Raw genomic sequence first — 19,844 nt, forward strand, 5'->3', positions numbered from 1 at the left:
ACCGAGTAACGCGAGAAAGCACTGAGGAGAGACGTGAGCGGCAAGGGTGCACCGGAACTGTCCGTACGCAACGCGAGCGACCTGCGGGTCGCCGTCATCGCGGCGCAGTGGCACGAGAAGGTGATGGACGGCCTGGTGAACGGCGCCCTGCGCGCCCTGCACGAGCTGGGGATCGACGAGCCGACCCTGATCCGGGTCCCGGGCAGCTTCGAGCTGCCGGTCGCGGCCAAGGTGCTGGCCGGCCGCGGCTACGACGCGGTGGTCGCCCTCGGTGTCGTCATCCGCGGCGGCACCCCGCACTTCGACTACGTCTGCCAGGGCGTCACCCAGGGCCTCACCCAGGTCTCCATCGAGACCGGCGTCCCCGTCGGCTTCGGCGTGCTCACCTGCGACACCGAGGAGCAGGCCCTGGACCGGGCCGGTCTCGAGGGCTCGAACGAGGACAAGGGCCACGAGGCGGTGACCGCGGCGGTCTCCACCGCGGCCACGCTCCGCTCAGTATCCGAACCCTGGCACTGAGGCACCGGCCGGAGCGCGTAGGGTAAGGACCACCATGTCCAAGAAGACGTTCGAGGAGCTCTTCACCGAGCTCCAGCAGAAGGCCGCCCACGGCGATCCCGCCACCTCCCGCACCGCCGAGCTGGTCGGCAAGGGAGTCCATGCCATCGGCAAGAAGGTCGTCGAAGAGGCCGCCGAGGTCTGGATGGCCGCCGAGTACGAGGGCAAGGAGGCGGCCGCCGAGGAGATCTCGCAGCTGCTGTACCACGTCCAGGTGATGATGGTCGCCCGCGGGATCTCCCTGGACGACGTCTACGCCCACCTCTGATACGACCCCACCAGCTCACGCACCACTCCCAACGCGAAGGAAGCCGACCTCATGCTGCGCATCGCCGTCCCCAACAAGGGTTCACTGTCCGGCCCTGCGGCGGAGATGCTGCATGAGGCCGGCTACCAGCAGCGCCGCGAGTCCAAGGAGCTGCGGATCGTCGACCCGGAGAACGAGGTCGAGTTCTTCTACCTCCGCCCCCGCGACATCGCGATCTACGTCTCCTCCGGCCGGCTCGACATCGGCATCACCGGCCGCGACCTGCTGATCGACTCCGGCGCCGACGCCGAGGAGATCCTCCCGCTCGGCTTCGCCCGCTCCACCTTCCGCTTCGCCGCCAAGCCGGGCACCGCGAACGGCGTCGAGGACCTCAAGGGCAGGACGGTCGCCACCTCCTACGAGGGCATCGTCGACCGGCACCTGGAGGAGCACGGCATCGACGCCTCCGTCGTCCACCTCGACGGCGCCGTGGAGACCGCGATCGAGCTGGGCGTGGCCGAGGTCATCGCGGACGTCGTCGAGACCGGCACCAGCCTGCGCAACGCGGGCCTGGAGGTCTTCGGCGAGCCGATCATGAAGTCCGAGGCGATCGTCATCCGGCGCACCGGCGCCGACGGCGAGGAGCCCAAGGTCCAGCAGTTCCTGCGCCGCCTCCAGGGCGTCCTGGTCGCGCGGACGTACGTGATGATGGACTACGACTGCCGCGTCGAGCAGCTCGAGAAGGCCGTCGCGCTCACCCCCGGCCTGGAGTCCCCGACCGTCTCCCCGCTGCACAACGAGGGCTGGGTCGCGGTCCGCGCCATGGTCCCCGCCAAGGAGGCGCAGCGGATCATGGACGACCTCTACGCCATCGGCGCCCGCGCCATCCTGACCACGGCCATCCACGCCTGCCGCCTGTAAGGGGTACGCCACCGATGTCCGACCTTCCCGAGCTGCCCGTCACCTTCCGGCCGGGCCACACCCGCGCCATCCTGCTCACCGCCGGCCTGGCGATCTTCCTGACCATCTCCGGGGTCGCCCTGTTGCTGGAGCATCTCGGCCCGGGCGAGCGGCTCAGTTTCGTCCTCACCGGGGCGCTCATCTTCTGGGTGCTGGCGCGGATCTCCCGGGTGCGGGTGATCGCCGAGGAGTCCGGTGTCACCGTTGTGAACATCGCCGGCGAGCGGCGGCTGGAGTGGGCGGAGATCCTTCAGGTGAACCTCCGTCCGGGCGATCCCTGGGTGTTCCTCGACCTCAGCGACGGCACCAGCCTGGCCGCGCTCGGCATCCAGCCGGGCCTGGCCAAGCAGCGCGCCATCGCCGACGCCGGCACGCTCCGGGCGCTCACCGAGGCCCGCTCGACGGCCCGGGCAGGGGAAGATCGGGGCTGACTCCGGGTCGCCCACCCTGCCCTTGTGGGCCCTGTCTTGATTAATCTGTGGGGCGGAGGCGTTTTCGCTGCGCCTCCACCCCTGTGCGCCCTCCGGTGCCCGGGGGTTCCTGCTACCCGAGGAGTGACCCCCTCCGGCGATGGACGGATCGTCCTGTAGTACCTGCGCCGCCCCCACCCGACATGACGGGAAGGCGGCGGCATCGTGACCACCTCTCTGCTGCTCCTCGCAGCCGCCCTGCTGCTCATCCTGGCCAACGGCTTCTTCGTGGCCGCCGAGTTCGGTCTGGTGACCGTCGAGCGCCCGGACGCCGAGCAGGCCGCCGCCGAAGGCGACCGACGCGCCGGCCGGGTCGTCGAGTCGCTCAGGGAGCTGTCCTTCCAGCTCTCCGGCACCCAGCTCGGCATCACCATCACCTCCCTGGTCGTCGGCATGCTCGCCGAGCCGGCCCTGGCCGGTCTGCTGCACGCCCCGTTCGCCGCGCTCGGCCTGCCCGCGGGCGCCTCCTCCGGCATCGCCGTGGTCGTCGGCATGCTCCTGGCCTCCGCCATCCAGATGGTGATCGGCGAACTGGTCCCCAAGAACTGGGCCGTGTCCAAGCCGCTCCAGGTCGCGCGGTTCGTCGCCGGCCCGCAGCACCACTTCTCCCGGCTCTTCCGGCCGGTGATCGCCGCGCTCAACACGGTCGCCAACCGGCTCGTCCGCGCCCTCGGCGTCGAACCCGCCGACGAACTGGCCTCCGCCCGCACCCCGGGCGAACTCGTCTCGCTGGCCCGGCACTCCGCGCAGGCCGGCGCCCTGGAGCAGGACACGGCCGACCTGTTCGTCCGCACCCTGACCCTGGGCGAGCTGACCGCGCAGCACGTGATGACCCCGCGCGTGAAGGTCAGCGCGCTCCAGGACACGGCCACCGCCGAGGACGTCGTCAACCTCACCCGCGCCACCGGCCTGTCCCGCTTCCCCGTCTACCGGGAGAAGATCGACGAGATCGTCGGCATGGCCCACCTCAAGGACGCGCTCGCGGTCCCCGCGGCCGACCGGCTGCGCACCCCGGTGAGCCGGATCGCCCGCAAGGCGCTCCTGGTCCCCGAGACCCTGCCCGTCCAGCCGCTCCTCGCCCGGCTGCGCAGCGAGCAGCCCATCGCCGTCATCGTCGACGAGTACGGCGGCACGGCCGGCGTCGTCACCCTGGAGGACATCGTCGAGGAACTCGTCGGCGAGGTCCGCGACGAGCACGACGGCCAGGACGCCCCCGAGCTGGCCGCCGCCCCGCCCGAGGACGGCAGGCCCGCCTGGGACGTGGACGGCAGCTGCCGGGTCGACATCCTCCAGCGCATAGGACTCGACGTGCCCGAGGGGCCGTACGAGACCGTCGCGGGCCTGGTCGCCGATCTGCTCGGCCGTATCCCGGCACCCGGCGACAAGGCCGAACTGCCCGGCTGGCGGCTCTCGGTCCGCCGGGTCGGCCACTACCGCGCCGAGCGGGTTCGCCTGGTCAGGACGGCCCCCGTGGCGAACGTCCTGGAGGCGGCCCGATGAGCCTGCTCCAACTGCTCTTCGCCGCGCTGCTCGTGCTCGCCAACGGCTTCTTCGTCGGCGCCGAGTTCGCGCTCGTCTCGGTCCGGCGCAGCCAGATCGAACCGCTCGGCACCGCCCGCGCCCGCCAGGTGCTGTACGGCCTGGAGCGGCTGCCGCAGATGATGGCCGCCGCGCAGTTCGGCATCACCGTCTGCTCCCTGACGCTCGGCGCGGTCGCCGAGCCGACGGTGGCGCGGCTGCTGGAGCCGGTGTTCTCGGCCGTCCACCTCCCGGACGGCGTGATCCACCCGCTGGGCTATGTCATCGCCCTGGCCGCGGTGGTCTTCTTCCACCTGGTCGTCGGCGAGATGGTGCCGAAGAACCTCGCCATGGCGGCGCCCGAGAAGGCAGCCCTCTGGCTCAGCCCGGGGCTGGTCTACTTCGCCCGGCTGTGCCGGCCGATCACGGTGACCCTCGGCGCCTGCGCCCAGGGCATCCTGCGGCTGTTCCGGGTCGAGCCGAAGGACGAGGTCGAGGCCGTCGTCACCAGCGAGCAGCTCAACCGGCTGCTGGAGGACTCCGGCCAGGCCGGTCTGCTCGACCCCGAGGAGCGGGAGCGCCTGGAGGACGCGCTGGAGCTGGGCTCGCGCCCGGTGACGGACGTCCTGCTGCGCCGCGAGTCGCTGGTCACGGTGGGGCCGTCGGTCACCCCGGGGCAGATCGTGGAGCTGACCGCCCGCACCGGGTACTCCCGGTTCCCGGTCGCCGCGACCGAGACGGGTCCCTTCATGGGGTACGTCCATGTGAAGGACGTCCTCGACCTGGAGGACTCCGAGCGTGCGGTGCCCCAGCATGTCTGGCGCCCGATGACGACCCTGCGGGCCGAGCTGCCGCTCGACGACGCGCTGACCGTGATGCGGCGGGCGGCGACCCATCTGGCCCAGGTGGCGGACGCGACCGGCAAGGTGCTGGGGCTGGTGGCCCTGGAGGACGCCCTGGAGATGCTGGTGGGCGAGGTGACGGACCCGGCCCACCGCGAGCTGCCGGCCCGGGAAGCGGCCACCGGCGAACCGGAGCAGGCGCTCGCCTCCTAGCGCGGACGGACGGCGGCGGGGAGCTGTGTCTAGAAGGCCGAGGGATCGTGGGGTCCCCGGCCCGACAGCACCTCCCCGTACGCCTGCATCAGATCGGGCAGCCGCAGGGTCGCCAGGTCGTCCCGCGACAGCACCCCCGTATAGGCGGACAACCGCAGGTCCCGGTAGGCACAGCTCTTCTCGTAGAGCGTCCGCAGAAACCGCCCGTTGCCCAGCTCGTCGATCCACCCCTGTTCGACCACGTGCCCGGCGATGGAGCGCAGTTCCTCCAGCGCCTCCTCGTCCCACCGGTCCCCGTTCTCCCCGGCCAGCACCTTCCCGATCTCGGTGAGTTCCTGCGGCCGGTAGGAAGGGAAGTCGACCCGGGTCGTGAACCGCGACGACAGCCCGGGGTTCGCGGCGAGCAGCCGGTCCATCCCCTCGGGATAGCCCGCGAGGATGACCACCAGATGGTCGCGGTTGTCCTCGGCCCGCTTCAGCAGCACCTGCAAGGCCTCGTCGCCGTACGCGTCCCCCTTGCCGTACCCGGAGTTGGACAGCGAGTACGCCTCGTCCACGAACAGCACTCCGCCGATCGCCGAGTCGATCAGCTCGTTCGCCTTCACGGCGGTCTGCCCGAGGTACTCGCCGACCAGGTCGGCCCGCTGCGCCTCCACCAGATGGTCGCCGCCGAGCAGCCCGAGCGCGTAGAAGACACGGCCGAGGATGCGGGCCACCGTGGTCTTCCCCGTGCCCGACGGACCGGAGAAGACGAAGTGCCGCTTGGGCGGCTGCACCGGCAGCCCCTGCCCGGCCCGCAGCCGGGCCATGTTGAGCTGTGCGGACAACGCCTTGACCTGGCGTTTGACGGGTTCGAGCCCGACCATGCGCTCCAGCTCGGCGAGCGCCTCCTCGAGTAACCCGGGATCGGTCGGCCCGGCCGGGATCGGCGACGTGGAGACCCCGGTCTTGGCCCGCACCGCCGGGCCGGTCACCGGGGCCAGCGGGCCCGTCGGCGGCTCCGGCTCGGGCAGCCGCAGATCACGCCCCTCGGCGCCGAAGAGCGGATCGAAGCCGCAGTCCGGTCCGTCCACGGTGTCCTGGCCGGCGCCGGTCAGCGTGATGGCGGCGAGGTCGGCCGGATCGTCGTAGCCGTCGCCCTCGGCGATCGCGGCGAGCCGCGCCGAGGTGTCCATGAAGGCGGGGTCCACCCGGTGCACCGCGCGGTAGAGGGGGAGCGCGGCGGCGCTGCGCCCGGTGCCCTCGTGCGCCCGCGCCAGCCAGTAGCGCAGCTCCTTGCGCTGCGGCTGTTCGCTGCGGCACCGCATCAGCGCCGCCGCGAGGAGGGGTTCGGCCTGGCCGTACATCTCCAGCCGGACCCGGGCCATGCCGCCGAACAGCCCGGCCTCGATGCCGAGCATGGCGTCGTCAAGCAAGGGGTCGGTGTGCCGGACCAGCTGTTCCCAGTCCTTGACCAGATAGGCCCGGCAGGAGTGCAGAAACCGGACCTGCGGGTCGGTGTCGACCGGGGGCAGCCCGGCGAGCGCCCGGTCCAGCTCGGGTACGTGCCGGCCGTCCAGCCAGTGCGAGGCGTGCGCCAGCAGCAGATCACGCGGGGTCTCCAGCACCGGCTGCACCCACCAGCCCAGCCAGTACCAGGAGTTGAGCGCCCGGCGGTGCCGGGTGCGCTGCTCGCCGAAGCGGTCCCGGTGCCGGAACATTCTGAGCAGCGCGGTCGTGGTGTCGACCCGCAGCGCGTGCAGCCCGAGCCAGGCGTCCGCCATGCCCGGGTCCATCCGCACCGCGGCGCGGAACTCCTCCTCGGCCTGCGGATAGGCGCCCATCGTGTAGGCGTCCACCCCGCGCAACCAGGCGAGCTCGGCCGGAGCCTCGGGACCCTGCGTGCCGAAGTCCATCACGTCCCCCCACAGACCGTGCCCCGTGGTTCACCACCGGGCAGTCGCCCGACGGCCGCCGCGGTCGAACCGCCCTGCCGCGGACCGGAGTTGCAGTGCGCGAGGCAGCTGCTCGAAGGTCGCACCGAGGGCATCGTACCCGCGCGGCCACCGCGCGCCGAAGTGTGCCGCAGTGGCCGATTGACAAGGTGGGAGCAGACGGGGCGCACGGGCGCCGGTGACCGAGGGTGAGCGGCGCGGGGCGCGGGCGGCCGGGAAAGGACGCCGAGGGCAGAACGAAGCCCCCGATCACGGGGGAACAACCGGGGGCTTCGCGTCCTGAGGCGGCTCCGAATGCCGCACATTGAGAACGTAAGTCCTGTACGGCCCCCCGGTCAAGCCGAGTTGAGGGACTCGGAGAACTTCCCTCACAAGGGTCTTCACAGCTTCACCACATCCGGGACGGCTCGTCACCCTGAGTCATATTCTGGCCCGACCCAGGGGTTACTTCGGTCCCGGCAGCACCTCATACCCCTCCGGTGTCTGGAGCACCAGAAGATCGGCGTGGGGTCGCGAGGGGTCGGCGGCGAAGTGTGCGCGCTCCGCCGCGACCCAGCCGTCCCAGAACTCCCGCTGCTCCGCCCCGTCCCGCAGCCGGCCGCGGGCCCAGGACCGCTCCGCGGGCAGCTCCATCCACAGCAGCTGCGCCAGGTGCGGCCGCAGCGCGCGGCGGCCGGCGCCGACGCCTTCGATCAGCACCACCGGCGCCGCGGGCAGCGGACACGGCGCGCCGAACGCACGGGTGCGCCAGTCGTAGGGGGTGTAGTGGGCGATCTCGCCACGGGCGAGGGGCTCGATCACCTGGGTGCGGAGCCGGTCGGTCCAGGCGAACAGCTGCTCATGGCTTGCGATGTCGTCCAGGTGCAGCACCGGCGCCCCGCCCAGGGCGGCGGCCAGCCGCCCGGCGAAGGTGGACTTTCCGGAGCCGGCGTGCCCGTCGACGCCGATCAGCCGGACCGTGCCCAGGGACGGGGGCAGTCCGCGCAGCCGGACGGCGAGGTGGTGAATGGTGATTCCCGGGGGGTGATGCGGTGCGGGTCGTGTGAGAGGTTTTCCGGAAACAGTCTAGAGCGCGCGCTGCCGGGCAGTGCGCCGGGTGTGCAGCCCGCAAAAGTCGACGTTTGAACCATCGGCTGGCGGCCAGTCAATCATCTGCATAACCATTTCCCCAATCCTCTGACCGATATGTCGAATTCGGCGTTCCGGGTGCGCCCGGCGCTGAGTAGGGTGCCTCGTGCGCAACCGCGATGCGTCGTACGGGGAACAGGCGGGGGGACATGGGCGCGGACTTATTCGAAGGGCACTATGTGTGGCATCCGGCGGCCGACGACCGGGTCCTGGCGAGCGTTTGTGTCGATGTGCGCGCCGGACGTTATCGATACGCGTACGAGGCTCTCGCCGAGACGCGTTCGGACTTCGCGCTGCGGGCCCACCGCTCGCTGGTCCTCGCCTCCGAGGCGGCCGGCACCGACCTGGTGGAGCGGTGGCTGGCCGAGGAACCGAGCCCGGAGGCGGCCCTCATGTGGGCCCGGGTCGCGGTGCAACGCGCCCTGCGGGCCGCCGACGGCCGTGACCAGCGCGCCGAGGCCCTGGAACGGATCGCGCTGACCGCGTGCGACCGGGCCGCCGAGGCGGCACCCGAGGACCCCACGCCGTGGGTCGCCAAGCTGGCCATGGCCCGGCTGCACCGGCTGCGCGAGCCGGCCCCGCACGGCCTGCTCACCGCGCCACCGGGCCCCTGGCGGTTGTTCGCGCACATCCTGTCCCTGGACCCGTGGCACCGCGAGGCGCACCACCGCTTCCTGTCGTTCTTCTTCACGCGCCACGGCGGCTCGGTCAACGCGGCCTGGGACGTGGCCGCCTTCCTCAGCCAGCGGGCTCCCGGCGACTCCGCGCTGCGGCTGCTGCCCCTGGTGGCCCTGGTGGAGAGCTACAACCCGACCCAGCTGCTCGCCGACCGGGTCTGGGAGCAGCCGCAGTGGCGCTCCACCGCGCTGGCGATCTACCACAACTGGCTGCCCACGGTGGCCGATTACCGTTTCACCCCGGTGCTCGACCTGGCCTATCTCGCGCATGCGCTGGTCATGGCCCAGTGCGAGTTCGAGGCGCGGGCGGTCTTCACTGCGATGGGGCCCTACGCCTCGCGCATGCCCTGGAGTGCCTTCGGCGACCCCGCCGAGCAGCTCTCCCGGGCCCGGCGCGGCTGCGGCCTGCCCGTCCCGGGCCCCGGCTGACACCGCTCGCCCCCCTTATTCCCCGCCCTGCCCCCTCCACAGAAAGGCCGATCTGTGTCGGAACGGACATCGGCGCCCCGCGCGGGCGCGGACCGGGTCGTGCTCGACGATGACGCGACCCTGCACGCGATGGGTTATCCGCGAAAACTCACCCGGCGCTTCCAGGCGTTCGACAACTTCGCGATCTCCTTCACTATCATCAATATTCTCTCGGGTATTTTCTCGTCCTTCGGATTCGGTATGAACGCGGGTGGTCCGCGTATTCTCGTGTTCGGCTGGATCGGCGTTTCGCTCATGGTGCTGCTCATCGGTGCGGCCATGGCGGAAGTCGCCTCCGCCTATCCGACGAGCGGTGCGCTGTATTTCTCCGCCGGTAAACTCGCCAAACGGCACAAGGGCGCCTGGTCCTGGTTCACGGGCTGGCTGAACTTCGTCGGCCAGATCGGCGGCACCGCCGCCACCGGCTATGCGGCCGCCACCTTCATCCAGGCCTTCATCAGCCTCCAGTGGCCCTCCTACCAGCCGACCGCGCACCAGACGGTGCTGCTCACGGCGGTGATCATCATCGTCCAGGGGCTCGCCAACACCTACACCGTGCAGCTCGTCGCCGTCCTGAACCGTATTTCCGTGTGGTGGCTGCTGATCGGACTCGTCGTGATCGTGGGCGCACTCATAGTGATGCCCGATCGGCATCAGCACGTGTCCTTCGTGACGCATTTCGAGAACAACACCGGCTTCACGAGCGGGCTTTACGGCGGCATGCTCGGTCTGCTGGTCACCAGCTGGACCTTCACCGGCTTCGACGGCAGCTTCCACATGTCCGAGGAAACGGTCCAGGCGACGGTCAACGCACCGAAGGGGATCACCCGGTCCATCGGCTATTCGGCGATCACCGGACTGATCCTGATGCTGGCACTGGTCTACAGCATTGGCGACTACGCCAAGGAAGCCGGCACGAGCGCACCCCCGGTCCAGATCCTCATCGACGGCCTGGGCCTCGGCGCGGCCAAGCTCATGCTCCTCATCGTCATCGGCGCGATGCTCTTCTGCGGCCTCGCCAACCTCACCAGCAACACCCGGCAGATCTTCGCCTTCTCCCGGGACGGTGCCATGCCCGGCTCCCGCTGGTGGCACTCGGTCTCGCAGCGCACCCGTACCCCGGTGAAGGCGGTCTGGCTGGCCGTGGCCTGCTCGCTCGCGCTCGTCGTCCCCGGCTGGTGGTCCCATACGGCCTTCACCGCGATCGTCAGCGTGAACGTGGTCGGGCTCTTCCTCGCCTACGCGGTGCCGATCTTCCTGCGGCTCCGGCTCGGTGACGCCTTCCAGCCCGGGCCGTGGCACCTGGGGCGCTGGGGGAAGCCGATCGGCTGGCTGGCGGTGGTCTGGATCCTGGTCAGCAGCGTCCTGTTCATGCTGCCGCAGGCCTCGCCGATCACGGCCGACTCCTTCAACTACGCGCCGATCGCGCTCGCCGTCGTCCTGCTCGTGGCCACGGTCTGGTGGTTCGCCACCGCCCGCCGCCGCTTCCAGGGCCCGGTCAGCTACGGCCGCCCCGACGAGGTCGCGGCCATGGATCTCGTCTGACCTGCGCCGCCCGCCGCCGGGCGCGTGGGGGGCTGCCCGCACAGCTCCCCACGCCGGGCGCGTGGGCCGCCGGGGGGCAGCTCCCCGCGCCCCCTCCACCGGCCCAGACCAATATTCATTCCGCTGCCCGCGCCGAAGTGCTGGAAGGCACCCCGCGACTGCTCCATAGTTGGCGCACACACCGCGCACCGCACCAGCCCCGACCCGGACCTGGGGGTAACCGCGTCCATGAGCAGAGCCCAGCAGCCGTCCCGCCGAACCGTCCTCGCCGTCGCCGTCACCGCCGCGATGGCCGGCCTCACGCCCCCGGCGGCCGCCGCCCAGCGCCCCGACACCGCGGACGCCGACGACCCCGGCGTGCCGCAGGCCCGCCCGATCGACTACCACGCCTGGACCACGTATCCCGACTGGCGCTCCGGCACCCACGAGGGCACCGCGGCCGTGCCCGGCTCCCGCCCCGGCCTCGCGATCGACACCGCCGCGGGCCGTACCGACTACCACGACCCGCACACCGGCACCACCGCCACCTGGGAGTACGCCGTCTGGACCAGCCCGGTCCACACGCTCACCACACCCGCCACCGAGGCCGTCGCCTCCTGGAACGCGCACACCCCCGACGGCACCTGGCTCCAGGTCGAACTCCAGGGCACCTACTCGGACGGCACCGCGACCCCCTGGTACGTCATGGGCCGCTGGGCGGCCGGCGACCAGGACATCAAGCGGACCTCGGTGGACGGTCAGGGCGACGGCAAGAGCGCCGTCTGGACCGACACCTTCGCGATCGGCGACGCGAGCACCGGGCTGCGGCTGGCCTCGTACCGGCTGCGCCTCACGCTCTATCGCCGGCCCGGCACCCGTCTCACCCCGACCGTCTGGCGCCTCGGCGCCATGGGCTCCGACATCCCCGACCGCTTCACCGTCCCCGCCTCCACCCCCGCCCTCGCCCGGGAACTGGTCGTCCCGCGCTACTCGCAGGAGATCCACAAGGGCCAGTACCCGGAGTACGACAACGGCGGCGAGGCCTGGTGCAGCCCCACCTCCTCGCAGATGATCATCGAGTACTGGGGCGGCCGGCTCACCCCCGCGCAACTGTCCTGGGTCGACCCCTCCTACGCCGACCCGCAGGTCGACCACGCGGCCCGCTTCACCTACGACCACCAGTACCAGGGCTGCGGCAACTGGCCGTTCAACGCCGCCTACGCGGCCACCTTCGAGGGGGTCCAGGGCGTGGTCACCCGGCTCGCCTCGCTCACCGACCTGGAGACGCTGATCGCGGCCGGCATCCCGGCCATAACGTCCCAGTCCTTCCTCAAGACCGAGCTGACCGGCGCCGGCTACGGCACCTCCGGTCACCTCATGACCGTGATCGGCTTCACCGCGGACGGCGATGTCATCGCCAACGACCCCGCCTCGCCGAGCGACGACGCGGTGCGCCGGGTCTATCCGCGCCGCGAGTTCGAGAACATCTGGCTGCGGACCAAGCGGTACAACGCCTCCGGCAAGGTCGTCTCCGGCAGCGGAGGGGTCTGCTACCTCTACTTCCCGGCCCGGCCCACCCCGCGCCAGCGCACGGCGCTCGCCGCGGTGGGCGTCTGCTGACCCTGTGACCAAGCTCATCACCGCACACGCCGTCGCGGGTGGCAAGGTGGACAAAGGGGTTGGGGGGCCCGTCCTGTACGTCCGTCCCGTCCTACCTCTGCGAGAGCCAGCATGACCGCACACCAGGCCACCGCCACCCGCGTCCGTACCGGCGGCCCCCGTACCGACGGCCCGAAGCTGATGGAGCACCTTCTGGGCTGGGTCCTCGTCGCCGTGACCGCGATGCTCGTGACCCAGCTCGGTCTGCTCTGACCCGCCGCCCCGAAAGCGCCCTGTTCCGACCCCGATCCTGACGGGTTCATGTTCTGACATACTGCGGCTGTCCCGCCGAACTGCCTGGAACAGGGCCGAAATTGAATATGCGTCAACAAGCCGCCGCCGTCCGTCCGCCGGTGCGCGGCACCGCGCGCTCCGCAGCCCGTCGCGCCGAACTCATCGCCATCGGCCGGAAACTGTTCGCCGACACGTCCTACGACGCGCTGTCCATGGACGACATCGCCCGCCAGGCGCATGTCGCCAAGGGGCTGATCTACTACTACTTCCAGTCCAAGCGCGGCTACTACCTGGCGATCATCGAGGACTCCGTCGCCGGACTGGTCACCCTGGCCTCGACCAGCCTGGACATGCGCGCCGTGGACCGGGTCCACCGCACCATCGACAGCTATCTGCGGTACGCCGAACACAACCAGGCCGCCTATCGCGCCATCGTCAGCGGCGGCGTCGGCTTCGACGCCGAGGTGCACGCCATCCGGGACGGCGTGCGTGACGCGATCATCGAGACCATCGCCCACGGTGCCTACGGCCGCAGCGACATCTCCCCGCTGGCCCGGATGGGCCTGCTCGCCTGGCTGTGCAGCGTGGAGGGCGCCGCCCTCGACTGGATCGACCGGCCCGAGCTGTCCCGCGACACCATGCGCGAGCTGCTGGTGAAGACGCTCGGCGGAGCCCTGCGGGCCATCGAGGAACTGGATCCGTCCTGCCCGGCGCCGAAGCCGGCACGCCGGGACGAGGGTGATCGAAAAGTTACCACTGGATTCTTGGAGTAAGCGGTCGTTAACTGGTGACGGGACGTTGCTGATCGGGCATACTCACTGCGCACAGCCGCTGGTCAGCAGCTTCCGTAACCCGGGAGCAGGCGCCTTCGGCACACGCGACCGGCGAGGCGGAGCCGCCCCCACCCGACGGGCCAGACCGCCAGTGCCCGACACAGGGAGGAGACCGACGCCATGTCCGACCGCGAACCGCAGCCGGTGGAGCGTCAGCTGCCGACGGAGGAGGCGCGGGATCTGCTCGCGCTCGTCCGCGACATCGCCCAGCGCGAGATAGCGCCGAAGGCCGCAGAGGAGGAGGACGCGGGACGCTTCCCGCGCGAGGTCTTCACCCTGCTCTCCGAGTCCGGCCTGCTCGGCCTGCCCTACGACTCCGAGTACGGCGGCGGCGACCAGCCCTACGAGGTCTACCTCCAGGTCCTGGAGGAGCTGGCCGCGGCCCGCCTCACCGTCGGCCTCGGCGTCAGCGTGCACACCCTCGCCTCCTACGCGCTCGCCACCTTCGGCACCAAGCAGCAGCAGGTCGAGCACCTGCCCGCGATGCTCGGCGGCGGCCTGCTCGGCGCGTACTGCCTCTCCGAGCCGTCCTCCGGCTCGGACGCGGCCTCCCTGCGCACCAAGGCGGTCCGGGACGGGGACGGCTGGGTGATCGACGGCACCAAGGCCTGGATCACCCACGGCGGCATCGCCGACTTCTACACCGTGATGGCCCGCACCGGGGAAGAGGGCCCGCGCGGGATCACCGCCTTCCTCGTGCCCGGGGACACCCCCGGCCTGAGCGGTGCGGTGCCCGAGAAGAAGATGGGCATGAAGGGCTCACCCACCGCCCAGGTCCACTTCGACGGCGTCCGGGTCTTCGACGACCGGCGCATCGGCGAGGAGGGCCAGGGCTTCGCCATCGCCCTGTCCGCCCTGGACTCCGGCCGGCTCGGCATCGCCGCCTGCGCGATCGGCCTGGCCCAGGCCGCGCTGGACGAGGCGGTCGGGTACGCGGCCCAGCGACGCCAGTTCGGCCGGCCCATCGCCGACTTCCAGGGCCTGCGCTTCATGATCGCCGACATGGCGACCCAGATCGAGGCCGGCCGCGCGCTCTACCTCGCCGCGGCCCGGCTGCGCGACGCGGGCAAGCCCTTCGCCAAGCAGGCCGCCATGGCCAAGCTGCACTGCACCGACACGGCCATGAAGGTCACCACCGACGCCGTGCAGATACTCGGCGGGTACGGCTACACCGCCGACTTCCCGGCCGAGCGCTATATGCGCGAGGCCAAGGTCCTTCAGATCGTGGAGGGCACCAACCAGATCCAGCGGATGGTCATCGCCCGCCATGTGGCGGGACCAGAGGGTCGCTGAACTGCCCGCTGCGCACCGTCGGCGCCGCCAGCCTGACCCACTCCGGGTCATGGCGGCCCGGCAGGGTGCGGCCCCGGTCGGCCCAGATGCGCAGCAGGTCGCGGTAGATGGGCGGGTCCGGCGGCGGAGGCGGCTGAACCGATTCCGCAGGGCGGGGAACGAAGAGGCGGCGCTGCCGCTCGGCCGCCGGGTACAGGGTGGTCATACCAGGGCAACGCGCCGACGGCCGTACAGGTCACCGCGCCCGGGAATCGAGCGTGCGTCCAGGCATACCCCGTCCCGGCCCCGGCCGCCCGGGCCTGGCGGACGTACCGTCGGCGCGCACTCCTCCCGCACCACGGCACTCCGCGCGCCGTGGTGCGGGACGGACCAGGGGACCGCGCCGGCTCAGGCGGCCTGGCGGCGCATCGCCGGCACGCGCATCGGGCGCGAGCCCGGGCCGCCGACGTGGGAGAAGGGCTGCGTCCGCCAGTCCAGACCCTGGGGGAGCGTCAGCAGCAGGGCGGTGTCCTGCTCCTGCGGCTCGAAGGACTCGTCCGCGGGACGGGCCTCGGTCGCCGCGCGTCCCGTACCCGCGCACACCGTGAGCCCGAACGGGTTCCACGGCGAGGCGCACAGCGCGTGCTCCGGCAGGACCTCCTCGTCCGCCAGCAGCGCGATCGGCTGGGCGCAGTCCGGGCAGATCACCCGGTACATCTCGAAGGTGTCGTAGGCGTCGAACTCCTCGTCGGGAACGTCGGGTTCGACGCCCTCCGGCTCGGGCTCGAGCACCGGCTGCTGCCGACCGGACGCGGATCGACCAGGGCGGTGGACACTCTGCATGGGATTCTCCCCCTAAGGCTGGGCCGTGAAGGCGCTGCGGCCTCGACCACAGCAAGCAATTCCCGTCCGCCATCGGCGGTAATCACGAGAACATCACGGAGCGCGTTCGAGCCATGTGGTGTTCGTCACATGCCGCACGAAGGTGCCCCGTGGGGGTAGGTGTGGTGCTTTTTGTATCGAACCGGCCCCGGCCCGGGCTCTCGGCTACCCGAGGCGATCACGTGCACGGTAGGTTTTTGCGCCATGGAGGAGTTGGACCGTCAGATCGTGCAGCTGCTCGTCACTGACGGGCGGATGAGCTACACCGACCTGGGCAAGGCCACGGGCCTGTCCACGTCGGCCGTGCACCAGCGGGTGCGCCGGCTCGAACAGCGGGGTGTCATCCGGGGCTATGCCGCGGTGGTCGATCCCGAGGCCGTCGGGCTGCCGCTGACCGCGTTCATCTCGGTGAAGCCGTTCGACCCCAGCGCCCCCGACGACATCGCGGACCGGCTCGCCGGCGTCCCCGAGATCGAGGCCTGCCACAGCGTCGCCGGGGACGAGAACTACATCCTCAAGGTGCGCGTGGCCACCCCGCACGAGCTGGAGGAACTGCTGGCCCGGCTGCGCAGCCTGGCGGGCGTCTCCACCCGCACCACGGTCGTCCTGTCGACCCCGTACGAGGCCCGTCCGCCGCGGATCTGACCGGGGCCGCCGTAGGCAGGCCGCCCCAGGTGCGGCCGAGGCCGCCCGACAGGAGAAACTGTCGGCTATGAGCAACCGCACCGCCGAGCCCCCCGCCACCGTCCTTCTCCGCCGCGGCGAGGTGCACAGTCCCGCCGATCCCTTCGCGACGGCGATGGTGGTCGAGGCGGGGCATGTCGCCTGGGTCGGCTCCGAGGGCGCCGCGGACGCCTTCGCCGACGGTGTGGACGAGGTGATCGACCTCGACGGCGCCCTGGTCACCCCGGCCTTCACCGACGCCCATGTGCACACCACCGCCACGGGCCTCGCCCTGACCGGCCTCGACCTGTCCGCCGCGCCCTCCTTGGAGGCGGCCCTCGACCTGGTCCGCGCGTTCGCCGCGGCCCGCCCCGGCGACCGGGTCCTGCTCGGCCACGGCTGGGACGCCGCCCGCTGGCCCGGCGGCCGTCCGCCGACCCGCGCGGAACTCGACGCGGCCACCGGCGGCCGGCCGCTGTACCTGTCCCGCATCGACGTGCACTCGGCGGTCGTCACCACCGCCCTGCTGGACCTGGTCCCCGGTGCCGTCCCGCGCGAGGACGCCCCGCTCACCGCCGACGCCCACCACACCGTCCGCGAGGCGGCCCTGGCCGCCATCACCCCGGCCCAGCGCGCCGAGGCCCAGCGCGCCGCGCTGACCCACGCGGCCTCGCTCGGCATCGGCTCGGTGCACGAGTGCGGCGGCCCGCAGATCTCCTCCGAGGACGACTTCACCGCCCTGCTGCGGCTCGCCGCCGAGATCCCCGGCCCGCGCGTGGTGGGCTACTGGGCCGAGCGAGACGTCGACAAGGCCCGCGAACTGGGTGCCGTGGGCGCCGCGGGCGACCTCTTCGCCGACGGCGCCCTCGGCTCGCACACCGCCTGTCTGCACGAGCCGTACGCCGACGCCGGCCACACCGGCACCGGCTACCTGGACGCCGACGAGGTCGCCGCCCATGTCGTCGCCTGCACCGAGGCCGGCCTCCAGGCGGGCTTCCACGCCATCGGCGACGCCGCCGTGACCACCGTCGTGGACGGTGTGCGCGCCGCCGCCGAGAAGATCGGCCTCGCCCGGATCCGGGCCGCCCGGCACCGCGTGGAACACGCCGAGATGCTCACCCCCGACACCATCGCCGGCTTCGCCGAACTGGGCCTGATCGCCTCCGTGCAGCCCGCCTTCGACGCCCTGTGGGGCGGCGAGGACGGCATGTACGCCCGCCGGCTCGGCGCCGAGCGGGCCCGCACCCTCAACCCCTACGCCGCGCTGCTCCGCTCCGGAGTCCCGCTCGCCTTCGGCTCCGACAGCCCCGTCACCCCGCTCGACCCCTGGGGAACGGTCCGCGCCGCCGCCTTCCACCGCACGCCCGAGCACCGCGTCTCCGTACGCGCCGCGTTCACCGCCCACACGCGCGGCGGCTGGCGGGCCGTCGGACGGGACGACGCGGGCGTCCTGGTCCCGGGCGCACCCGCGGACTACGCGGTCTGGCGCTCCGGCGAACTGGTCGTACAGGCCCCCGACGACCGGGTGGCCCGCTGGTCCACCGATCCGCGCTCCGGCACCCCCGGCCTCCCCGACCTCACCCCGGGCCGGGAGCTTCCGGTCTGCCTGCGCACCGTGGTGGGCGGCCGGACGGTGTTCGTACGGCCGGGCGAGTGATCTGCCGGTGCGGCGGTCGGGCCGGCCGCCGCACCGGCCCCGCCGCCCACCTGCGCATCCTCCGGGCCTACGGCGGCCATTCCGGCGTTTTCGCAGGTCACAGAGGTGTTGACAGTCGGCGGCCGACGGCCGGTAGGTTCGTTCGAGTCCACCACTGGACGCCCGACCGGGGAACGTTCGCGCGCCTCGCCGCAGCGCCGCTGGGTCAGGGGCGGTGTGCCGCACGGGGCACCGCCACTGGGAGCCAGGCTCAGCGCTCGCGCAGGCGAGGGAACGTTCCGGTGGTCGGCTGGGTGTGACCCGGGTGGGGCCCGGCGCTCAGTAGACAACGGCTCTCGGTCGATCCGCAGCCAGCGGGTCCCAGGTCGGCCCGAAGGGTGCCAGGCCCCCCATCCGCGCGGCAGCCGATGCGGAAAGGCGCATTCTTACCCCACTCTTGTGGAAACGACACCCCCATACGAAGGCGCTGTCACCTCTTCCCAGGCAGCGGCCACTATGGTGGACGCCTGCGTACGACCAGAAGGGGCAGCAGTGAACGACGGCGACGGGACCCTCGCGGCCACAGCCCAGGGGAGGCAGTTCGGCCCGCTCGGCACGGCCTTGGTGATCATTCCGACCTACAACGAGGCGGAGAACATCAAGCGCATCGTCGGCCGAGTGCGCAAGGCCGTTCCCGAGGTGCACGTCCTGGTGGCGGACGACAACAGCCCTGACGGCACCGGCAAGCTCGCCGACGAACTGGCGGCCGAGGACGAGCAGGTCCATGTCATGCACCGCAAGGGCAAGGAGGGCCTCGGCGCCGCCTACCTCGCGGGCTTCCGCTGGGGCCTGGAGCGCGACTACGGCGTGCTGATCGAGATGGACGCCGACGGCTCCCACCAGCCCGAGGAGCTGCCCCGGCTGCTGACCGCCCTCAAGGGCGCCGACCTGGTGCTGGGCTCGCGCTGGGTGCCGGGCGGCCGGACGGTGAACTGGCCCAAGTCCCGCCAGCTCATCTCCCGCGGCGGCAGCCTCTACTCCCGCCTCGCCCTGGACCTGCCGCTGCGCGACATCACCGGCGGCTACCGCGCCTTCCGCCGGGAGACGCTGGAGGGGCTCGGCCTGGACGAGGTGGCCTCGCAGGGGTACTGCTTCCAGGTGGACCTGGCCCGCCGCGCGGTCAAGGCCGGCTTCCATGTGGTCGAGGTCCCGATCACCTTCGTCGAGCGGGAACTGGGCGACTCCAAGATGAGCAAGGACATCGTGGTCGAGGCGCTGTGGCGGGTGACCGCCTGGGGCGCCGAGGACCGCGTCGCCAAGCTTCGCAACAAGGGCAAGTAGCGCCCGGCTGATCAGCCCTTATCCCGCGCTGAGCCGCGCCCGGGCACACTGGGGGCATGACGATTGGCGCACCGACCACTTCTCCGACCACCGCCCGGCCCCGGCGCTCCCGGCTGCGCAGGTATCTGCCGCTGGGAGTCGCCGCGTGGCTGGTGCTGGAGATCTGGCTGCTGACCCTGGTCGCGGGCCTGGCGGGCGGCCTCGCCGTGTTCCTCCTGCTCGTCGCCGGGGCCGTGGCCGGCTCGGTGGTGATCAAGCGGGCGGGACGCCGTGCGTTCCAGAGCCTCAGTGAGGCGGTCCAGCGGGGCGGTTCCCCGGAGCGCGGCGGGGGCAACGGGCTGATGATGCTCGGCGGTCTGCTGTTGATGATCCCGGGCCTGGTCTCGGACGCGGCCGGTCTGCTCCTGCTGCTGCCGCCGGTCCAGCGGGCCGTCGGCCGCTACGTGGAGAACACCCTGGAGAAGCGGCTGCGCAACGCCGCCCCGGGCAGCCTGGGCGACGCCTTCCAGCAGGCGCGTATGCACCGCCCCGACGGCAAGGTGGTCCAGGGCGAGGTCATCCGGGAGCAGCGCGCCGAGGAGCCGGGGGAGCGGCGGCCGCTGACCCGCTGAGGGCCTTGGGGCGCGCCGGGGTCTCCCCGGTCTTTCGGACACACGGAAACCGGGGGGGGGGGGGGGGCCATAACGGGGGGGGCCCCCGGGGGGGGGTGTGGGGGGGGGGGCCCCCCCCCGCCCGCGGGAGAATGCCCCCGGAGGGGGGGGGGGGGGGGGGGCGCCGCTATTTAT

General features: G+C 72.0%; 18 protein-coding genes and 1 pseudogene. 16 read left to right on the top strand and 3 right to left on the bottom strand.

Translation table 11 applies throughout. The features are described 5' to 3' along the window. The first annotated feature begins 33 nt into the window (after nt 1–33). From ribH to ACFVIU_RS31470, 6 genes are all read left to right on the top strand, one after another. Nucleotides 34–519: a 6,7-dimethyl-8-ribityllumazine synthase gene (gene ribH / locus ACFVIU_RS31445; RefSeq protein ID WP_323376830.1), complete on the top strand. Its 486-nt coding sequence runs from the start codon at nt 34–36 to the stop codon at nt 517–519. Nucleotides 520–553: 34 nt separating this feature from the next. Continuing rightward, the gene (locus ACFVIU_RS31450) at nt 554–826 is read left to right on the top strand and encodes a phosphoribosyl-ATP diphosphatase (RefSeq protein ID WP_023552153.1); all 273 of its coding nucleotides are present in this window, start codon (nt 554–556) and stop codon (nt 824–826) included. Nucleotides 827–877: 51 nt separating this feature from the next. Further along, nucleotides 878–1,726: an ATP phosphoribosyltransferase gene (hisG, locus tag ACFVIU_RS31455; RefSeq protein WP_385846671.1), complete on the top strand. Its 849-nt coding sequence runs from the start codon at nt 878–880 to the stop codon at nt 1,724–1,726. Between the two features lie 14 nt (nt 1,727–1,740). Further along, a complete protein-coding gene (locus ACFVIU_RS31460; RefSeq protein WP_385846673.1) occupies nt 1,741–2,196 on the top strand; it encodes a PH domain-containing protein in 456 nt (151 codons plus the stop codon). Between the two features lie 204 nt (nt 2,197–2,400). Further along, complete coding sequence (locus ACFVIU_RS31465; protein ID WP_385846674.1) at nt 2,401–3,735, top strand: hemolysin family protein; 1,335 nt, start codon at nt 2,401–2,403, stop codon at nt 3,733–3,735. Then, nucleotides 3,732–4,808 carry a hemolysin family protein gene (locus tag ACFVIU_RS31470; protein ID WP_385846675.1) on the top strand — a complete coding sequence of 359 codons (1,077 nt, stop codon included), beginning with the start codon at nt 3,732–3,734 and terminating at the stop codon, nt 4,806–4,808. Before ACFVIU_RS31465 ends, ACFVIU_RS31470 begins: the two co-directional genes overlap by 4 nt. Before the next feature lie 29 nt (nt 4,809–4,837). Here ACFVIU_RS31470 and ACFVIU_RS31475 read toward each other — a convergent pair whose 3' ends face one another. Together ACFVIU_RS31475 and ACFVIU_RS31480 are read right to left on the bottom strand one after the other, a co-directional pair. Then, nucleotides 4,838–6,703 (bottom strand): AAA family ATPase, encoded by a 1,866-nt coding sequence (locus ACFVIU_RS31475; RefSeq protein WP_385846676.1) that lies wholly within the window; start codon nt 6,701–6,703, stop codon nt 4,838–4,840. A gap of 427 nt (nt 6,704–7,130) precedes the next feature. Continuing rightward, nucleotides 7,131–7,750 (bottom strand): annotated as a pseudogene (locus tag ACFVIU_RS31480) (uridine kinase). 269 nt (nt 7,751–8,019) lie between these two features. Here ACFVIU_RS31480 and ACFVIU_RS31485 point away from each other — a divergent pair. From ACFVIU_RS31485 to ACFVIU_RS31510, 6 genes are all read left to right on the top strand, one after another. Beyond that, nucleotides 8,020–8,976: a hypothetical protein gene (locus ACFVIU_RS31485; RefSeq protein WP_385846678.1), complete on the top strand. Its 957-nt coding sequence runs from the start codon at nt 8,020–8,022 to the stop codon at nt 8,974–8,976. A gap of 54 nt (nt 8,977–9,030) precedes the next feature. After that, nucleotides 9,031–10,560, top strand: coding sequence for an amino acid permease (locus ACFVIU_RS31490; RefSeq protein WP_385846679.1), 1,530 nt, complete (start codon nt 9,031–9,033; stop codon nt 10,558–10,560). Between the two features lie 228 nt (nt 10,561–10,788). Next, nucleotides 10,789–12,159: a peptidase C39 family protein gene (locus ACFVIU_RS31495; RefSeq protein WP_385846681.1), complete on the top strand. Its 1,371-nt coding sequence runs from the start codon at nt 10,789–10,791 to the stop codon at nt 12,157–12,159. Nucleotides 12,160–12,270: 111 nt separating this feature from the next. After that, nucleotides 12,271–12,411 (top strand): SCO1431 family membrane protein, encoded by a 141-nt coding sequence (locus ACFVIU_RS31500; RefSeq protein ID WP_385846682.1) that lies wholly within the window; start codon nt 12,271–12,273, stop codon nt 12,409–12,411. A 107-nt stretch (nt 12,412–12,518) separates the two neighbouring features. Continuing rightward, complete coding sequence (locus tag ACFVIU_RS31505; protein WP_385846683.1) at nt 12,519–13,205, top strand: TetR/AcrR family transcriptional regulator; 687 nt, start codon at nt 12,519–12,521, stop codon at nt 13,203–13,205. A 180-nt stretch (nt 13,206–13,385) separates the two neighbouring features. Beyond that, complete coding sequence (locus ACFVIU_RS31510; RefSeq protein WP_385846684.1) at nt 13,386–14,558, top strand: acyl-CoA dehydrogenase family protein; 1,173 nt, start codon at nt 13,386–13,388, stop codon at nt 14,556–14,558. A gap of 387 nt (nt 14,559–14,945) precedes the next feature. On the opposite strand, the gene ACFVIU_RS31515 is transcribed toward ACFVIU_RS31510, so the two are convergent. After that, nucleotides 14,946–15,380, bottom strand: coding sequence for a hypothetical protein (locus ACFVIU_RS31515; protein ID WP_385846686.1), 435 nt, complete (start codon nt 15,378–15,380; stop codon nt 14,946–14,948). Between the two features lie 243 nt (nt 15,381–15,623). Between ACFVIU_RS31515 and ACFVIU_RS31520 the strand changes: the two genes are divergently transcribed. The 4 genes from ACFVIU_RS31520 to fxsA all read left to right on the top strand — a co-directional run bounded on the left by ACFVIU_RS31520 (nt 15,624) and on the right by fxsA (nt 19,670). Continuing rightward, nucleotides 15,624–16,064, top strand: coding sequence for an Lrp/AsnC family transcriptional regulator (locus tag ACFVIU_RS31520; RefSeq protein ID WP_385846688.1), 441 nt, complete (start codon nt 15,624–15,626; stop codon nt 16,062–16,064). Nucleotides 16,065–16,131: 67 nt separating this feature from the next. Beyond that, nucleotides 16,132–17,739 (top strand): amidohydrolase, encoded by a 1,608-nt coding sequence (locus tag ACFVIU_RS31525; RefSeq protein WP_385846689.1) that lies wholly within the window; start codon nt 16,132–16,134, stop codon nt 17,737–17,739. 531 nt (nt 17,740–18,270) lie between these two features. Beyond that, entirely contained in the window at nt 18,271–19,059 is a 789-nt protein-coding gene (locus ACFVIU_RS31530) for a polyprenol monophosphomannose synthase (protein ID WP_385846691.1), read from the top strand. Between the two features lie 56 nt (nt 19,060–19,115). Continuing rightward, on the top strand, nt 19,116–19,670 hold the full coding sequence (fxsA, locus tag ACFVIU_RS31535; protein ID WP_385846693.1) for an FxsA family membrane protein: 555 nt from the start codon (nt 19,116–19,118) through the stop codon (nt 19,668–19,670). Nucleotides 19,671–19,844 lie beyond the last annotated feature (174 nt).

Origin of the sequence: Streptomyces sp. NPDC127190 (genome assembly GCF_042672505.1) — a bacterium.
In the GTDB taxonomy this organism is placed as follows: Bacteria; Actinomycetota; Actinomycetes; order Streptomycetales; family Streptomycetaceae; genus Streptomyces.

What these genes read in the sequence shown, in the direction of transcription:
- ACFVIU_RS31450 (WP_023552153.1), top strand. Translation starts at nt 554, where the DNA reads ATGTCCAAGAAGACGTTCGAGGAGCTCTTCACCGAGCTCCAGCAGAAG.
- hisG (WP_385846671.1), top strand. Translation starts at nt 878, where the DNA reads ATGCTGCGCATCGCCGTCCCCAACAAGGGTTCACTGTCCGGCCCTGCG.
- ACFVIU_RS31460 (WP_385846673.1), top strand. Translation starts at nt 1,741, where the DNA reads ATGTCCGACCTTCCCGAGCTGCCCGTCACCTTCCGGCCGGGCCACACC.
- ACFVIU_RS31470 (WP_385846675.1), top strand. Translation starts at nt 3,732, where the DNA reads ATGAGCCTGCTCCAACTGCTCTTCGCCGCGCTGCTCGTGCTCGCCAAC.
- ACFVIU_RS31475 (WP_385846676.1), bottom strand. Translation starts at nt 6,703, where the DNA reads ATGGACTTCGGCACGCAGGGTCCCGAGGCTCCGGCCGAGCTCGCCTGG.
- ACFVIU_RS31485 (WP_385846678.1), top strand. Translation starts at nt 8,020, where the DNA reads ATGGGCGCGGACTTATTCGAAGGGCACTATGTGTGGCATCCGGCGGCC.
- ACFVIU_RS31495 (WP_385846681.1), top strand. Translation starts at nt 10,789, where the DNA reads ATGAGCAGAGCCCAGCAGCCGTCCCGCCGAACCGTCCTCGCCGTCGCC.
- ACFVIU_RS31500 (WP_385846682.1), top strand. Translation starts at nt 12,271, where the DNA reads ATGACCGCACACCAGGCCACCGCCACCCGCGTCCGTACCGGCGGCCCC.
- ACFVIU_RS31505 (WP_385846683.1), top strand. Translation starts at nt 12,519, where the DNA reads ATGCGTCAACAAGCCGCCGCCGTCCGTCCGCCGGTGCGCGGCACCGCG.
- ACFVIU_RS31510 (WP_385846684.1), top strand. Translation starts at nt 13,386, where the DNA reads ATGTCCGACCGCGAACCGCAGCCGGTGGAGCGTCAGCTGCCGACGGAG.
- ACFVIU_RS31515 (WP_385846686.1), bottom strand. Translation starts at nt 15,380, where the DNA reads ATGCAGAGTGTCCACCGCCCTGGTCGATCCGCGTCCGGTCGGCAGCAG.
- ACFVIU_RS31520 (WP_385846688.1), top strand. Translation starts at nt 15,624, where the DNA reads ATGGAGGAGTTGGACCGTCAGATCGTGCAGCTGCTCGTCACTGACGGG.
- ACFVIU_RS31525 (WP_385846689.1), top strand. Translation starts at nt 16,132, where the DNA reads ATGAGCAACCGCACCGCCGAGCCCCCCGCCACCGTCCTTCTCCGCCGC.
- fxsA (WP_385846693.1), top strand. Translation starts at nt 19,116, where the DNA reads ATGACGATTGGCGCACCGACCACTTCTCCGACCACCGCCCGGCCCCGG.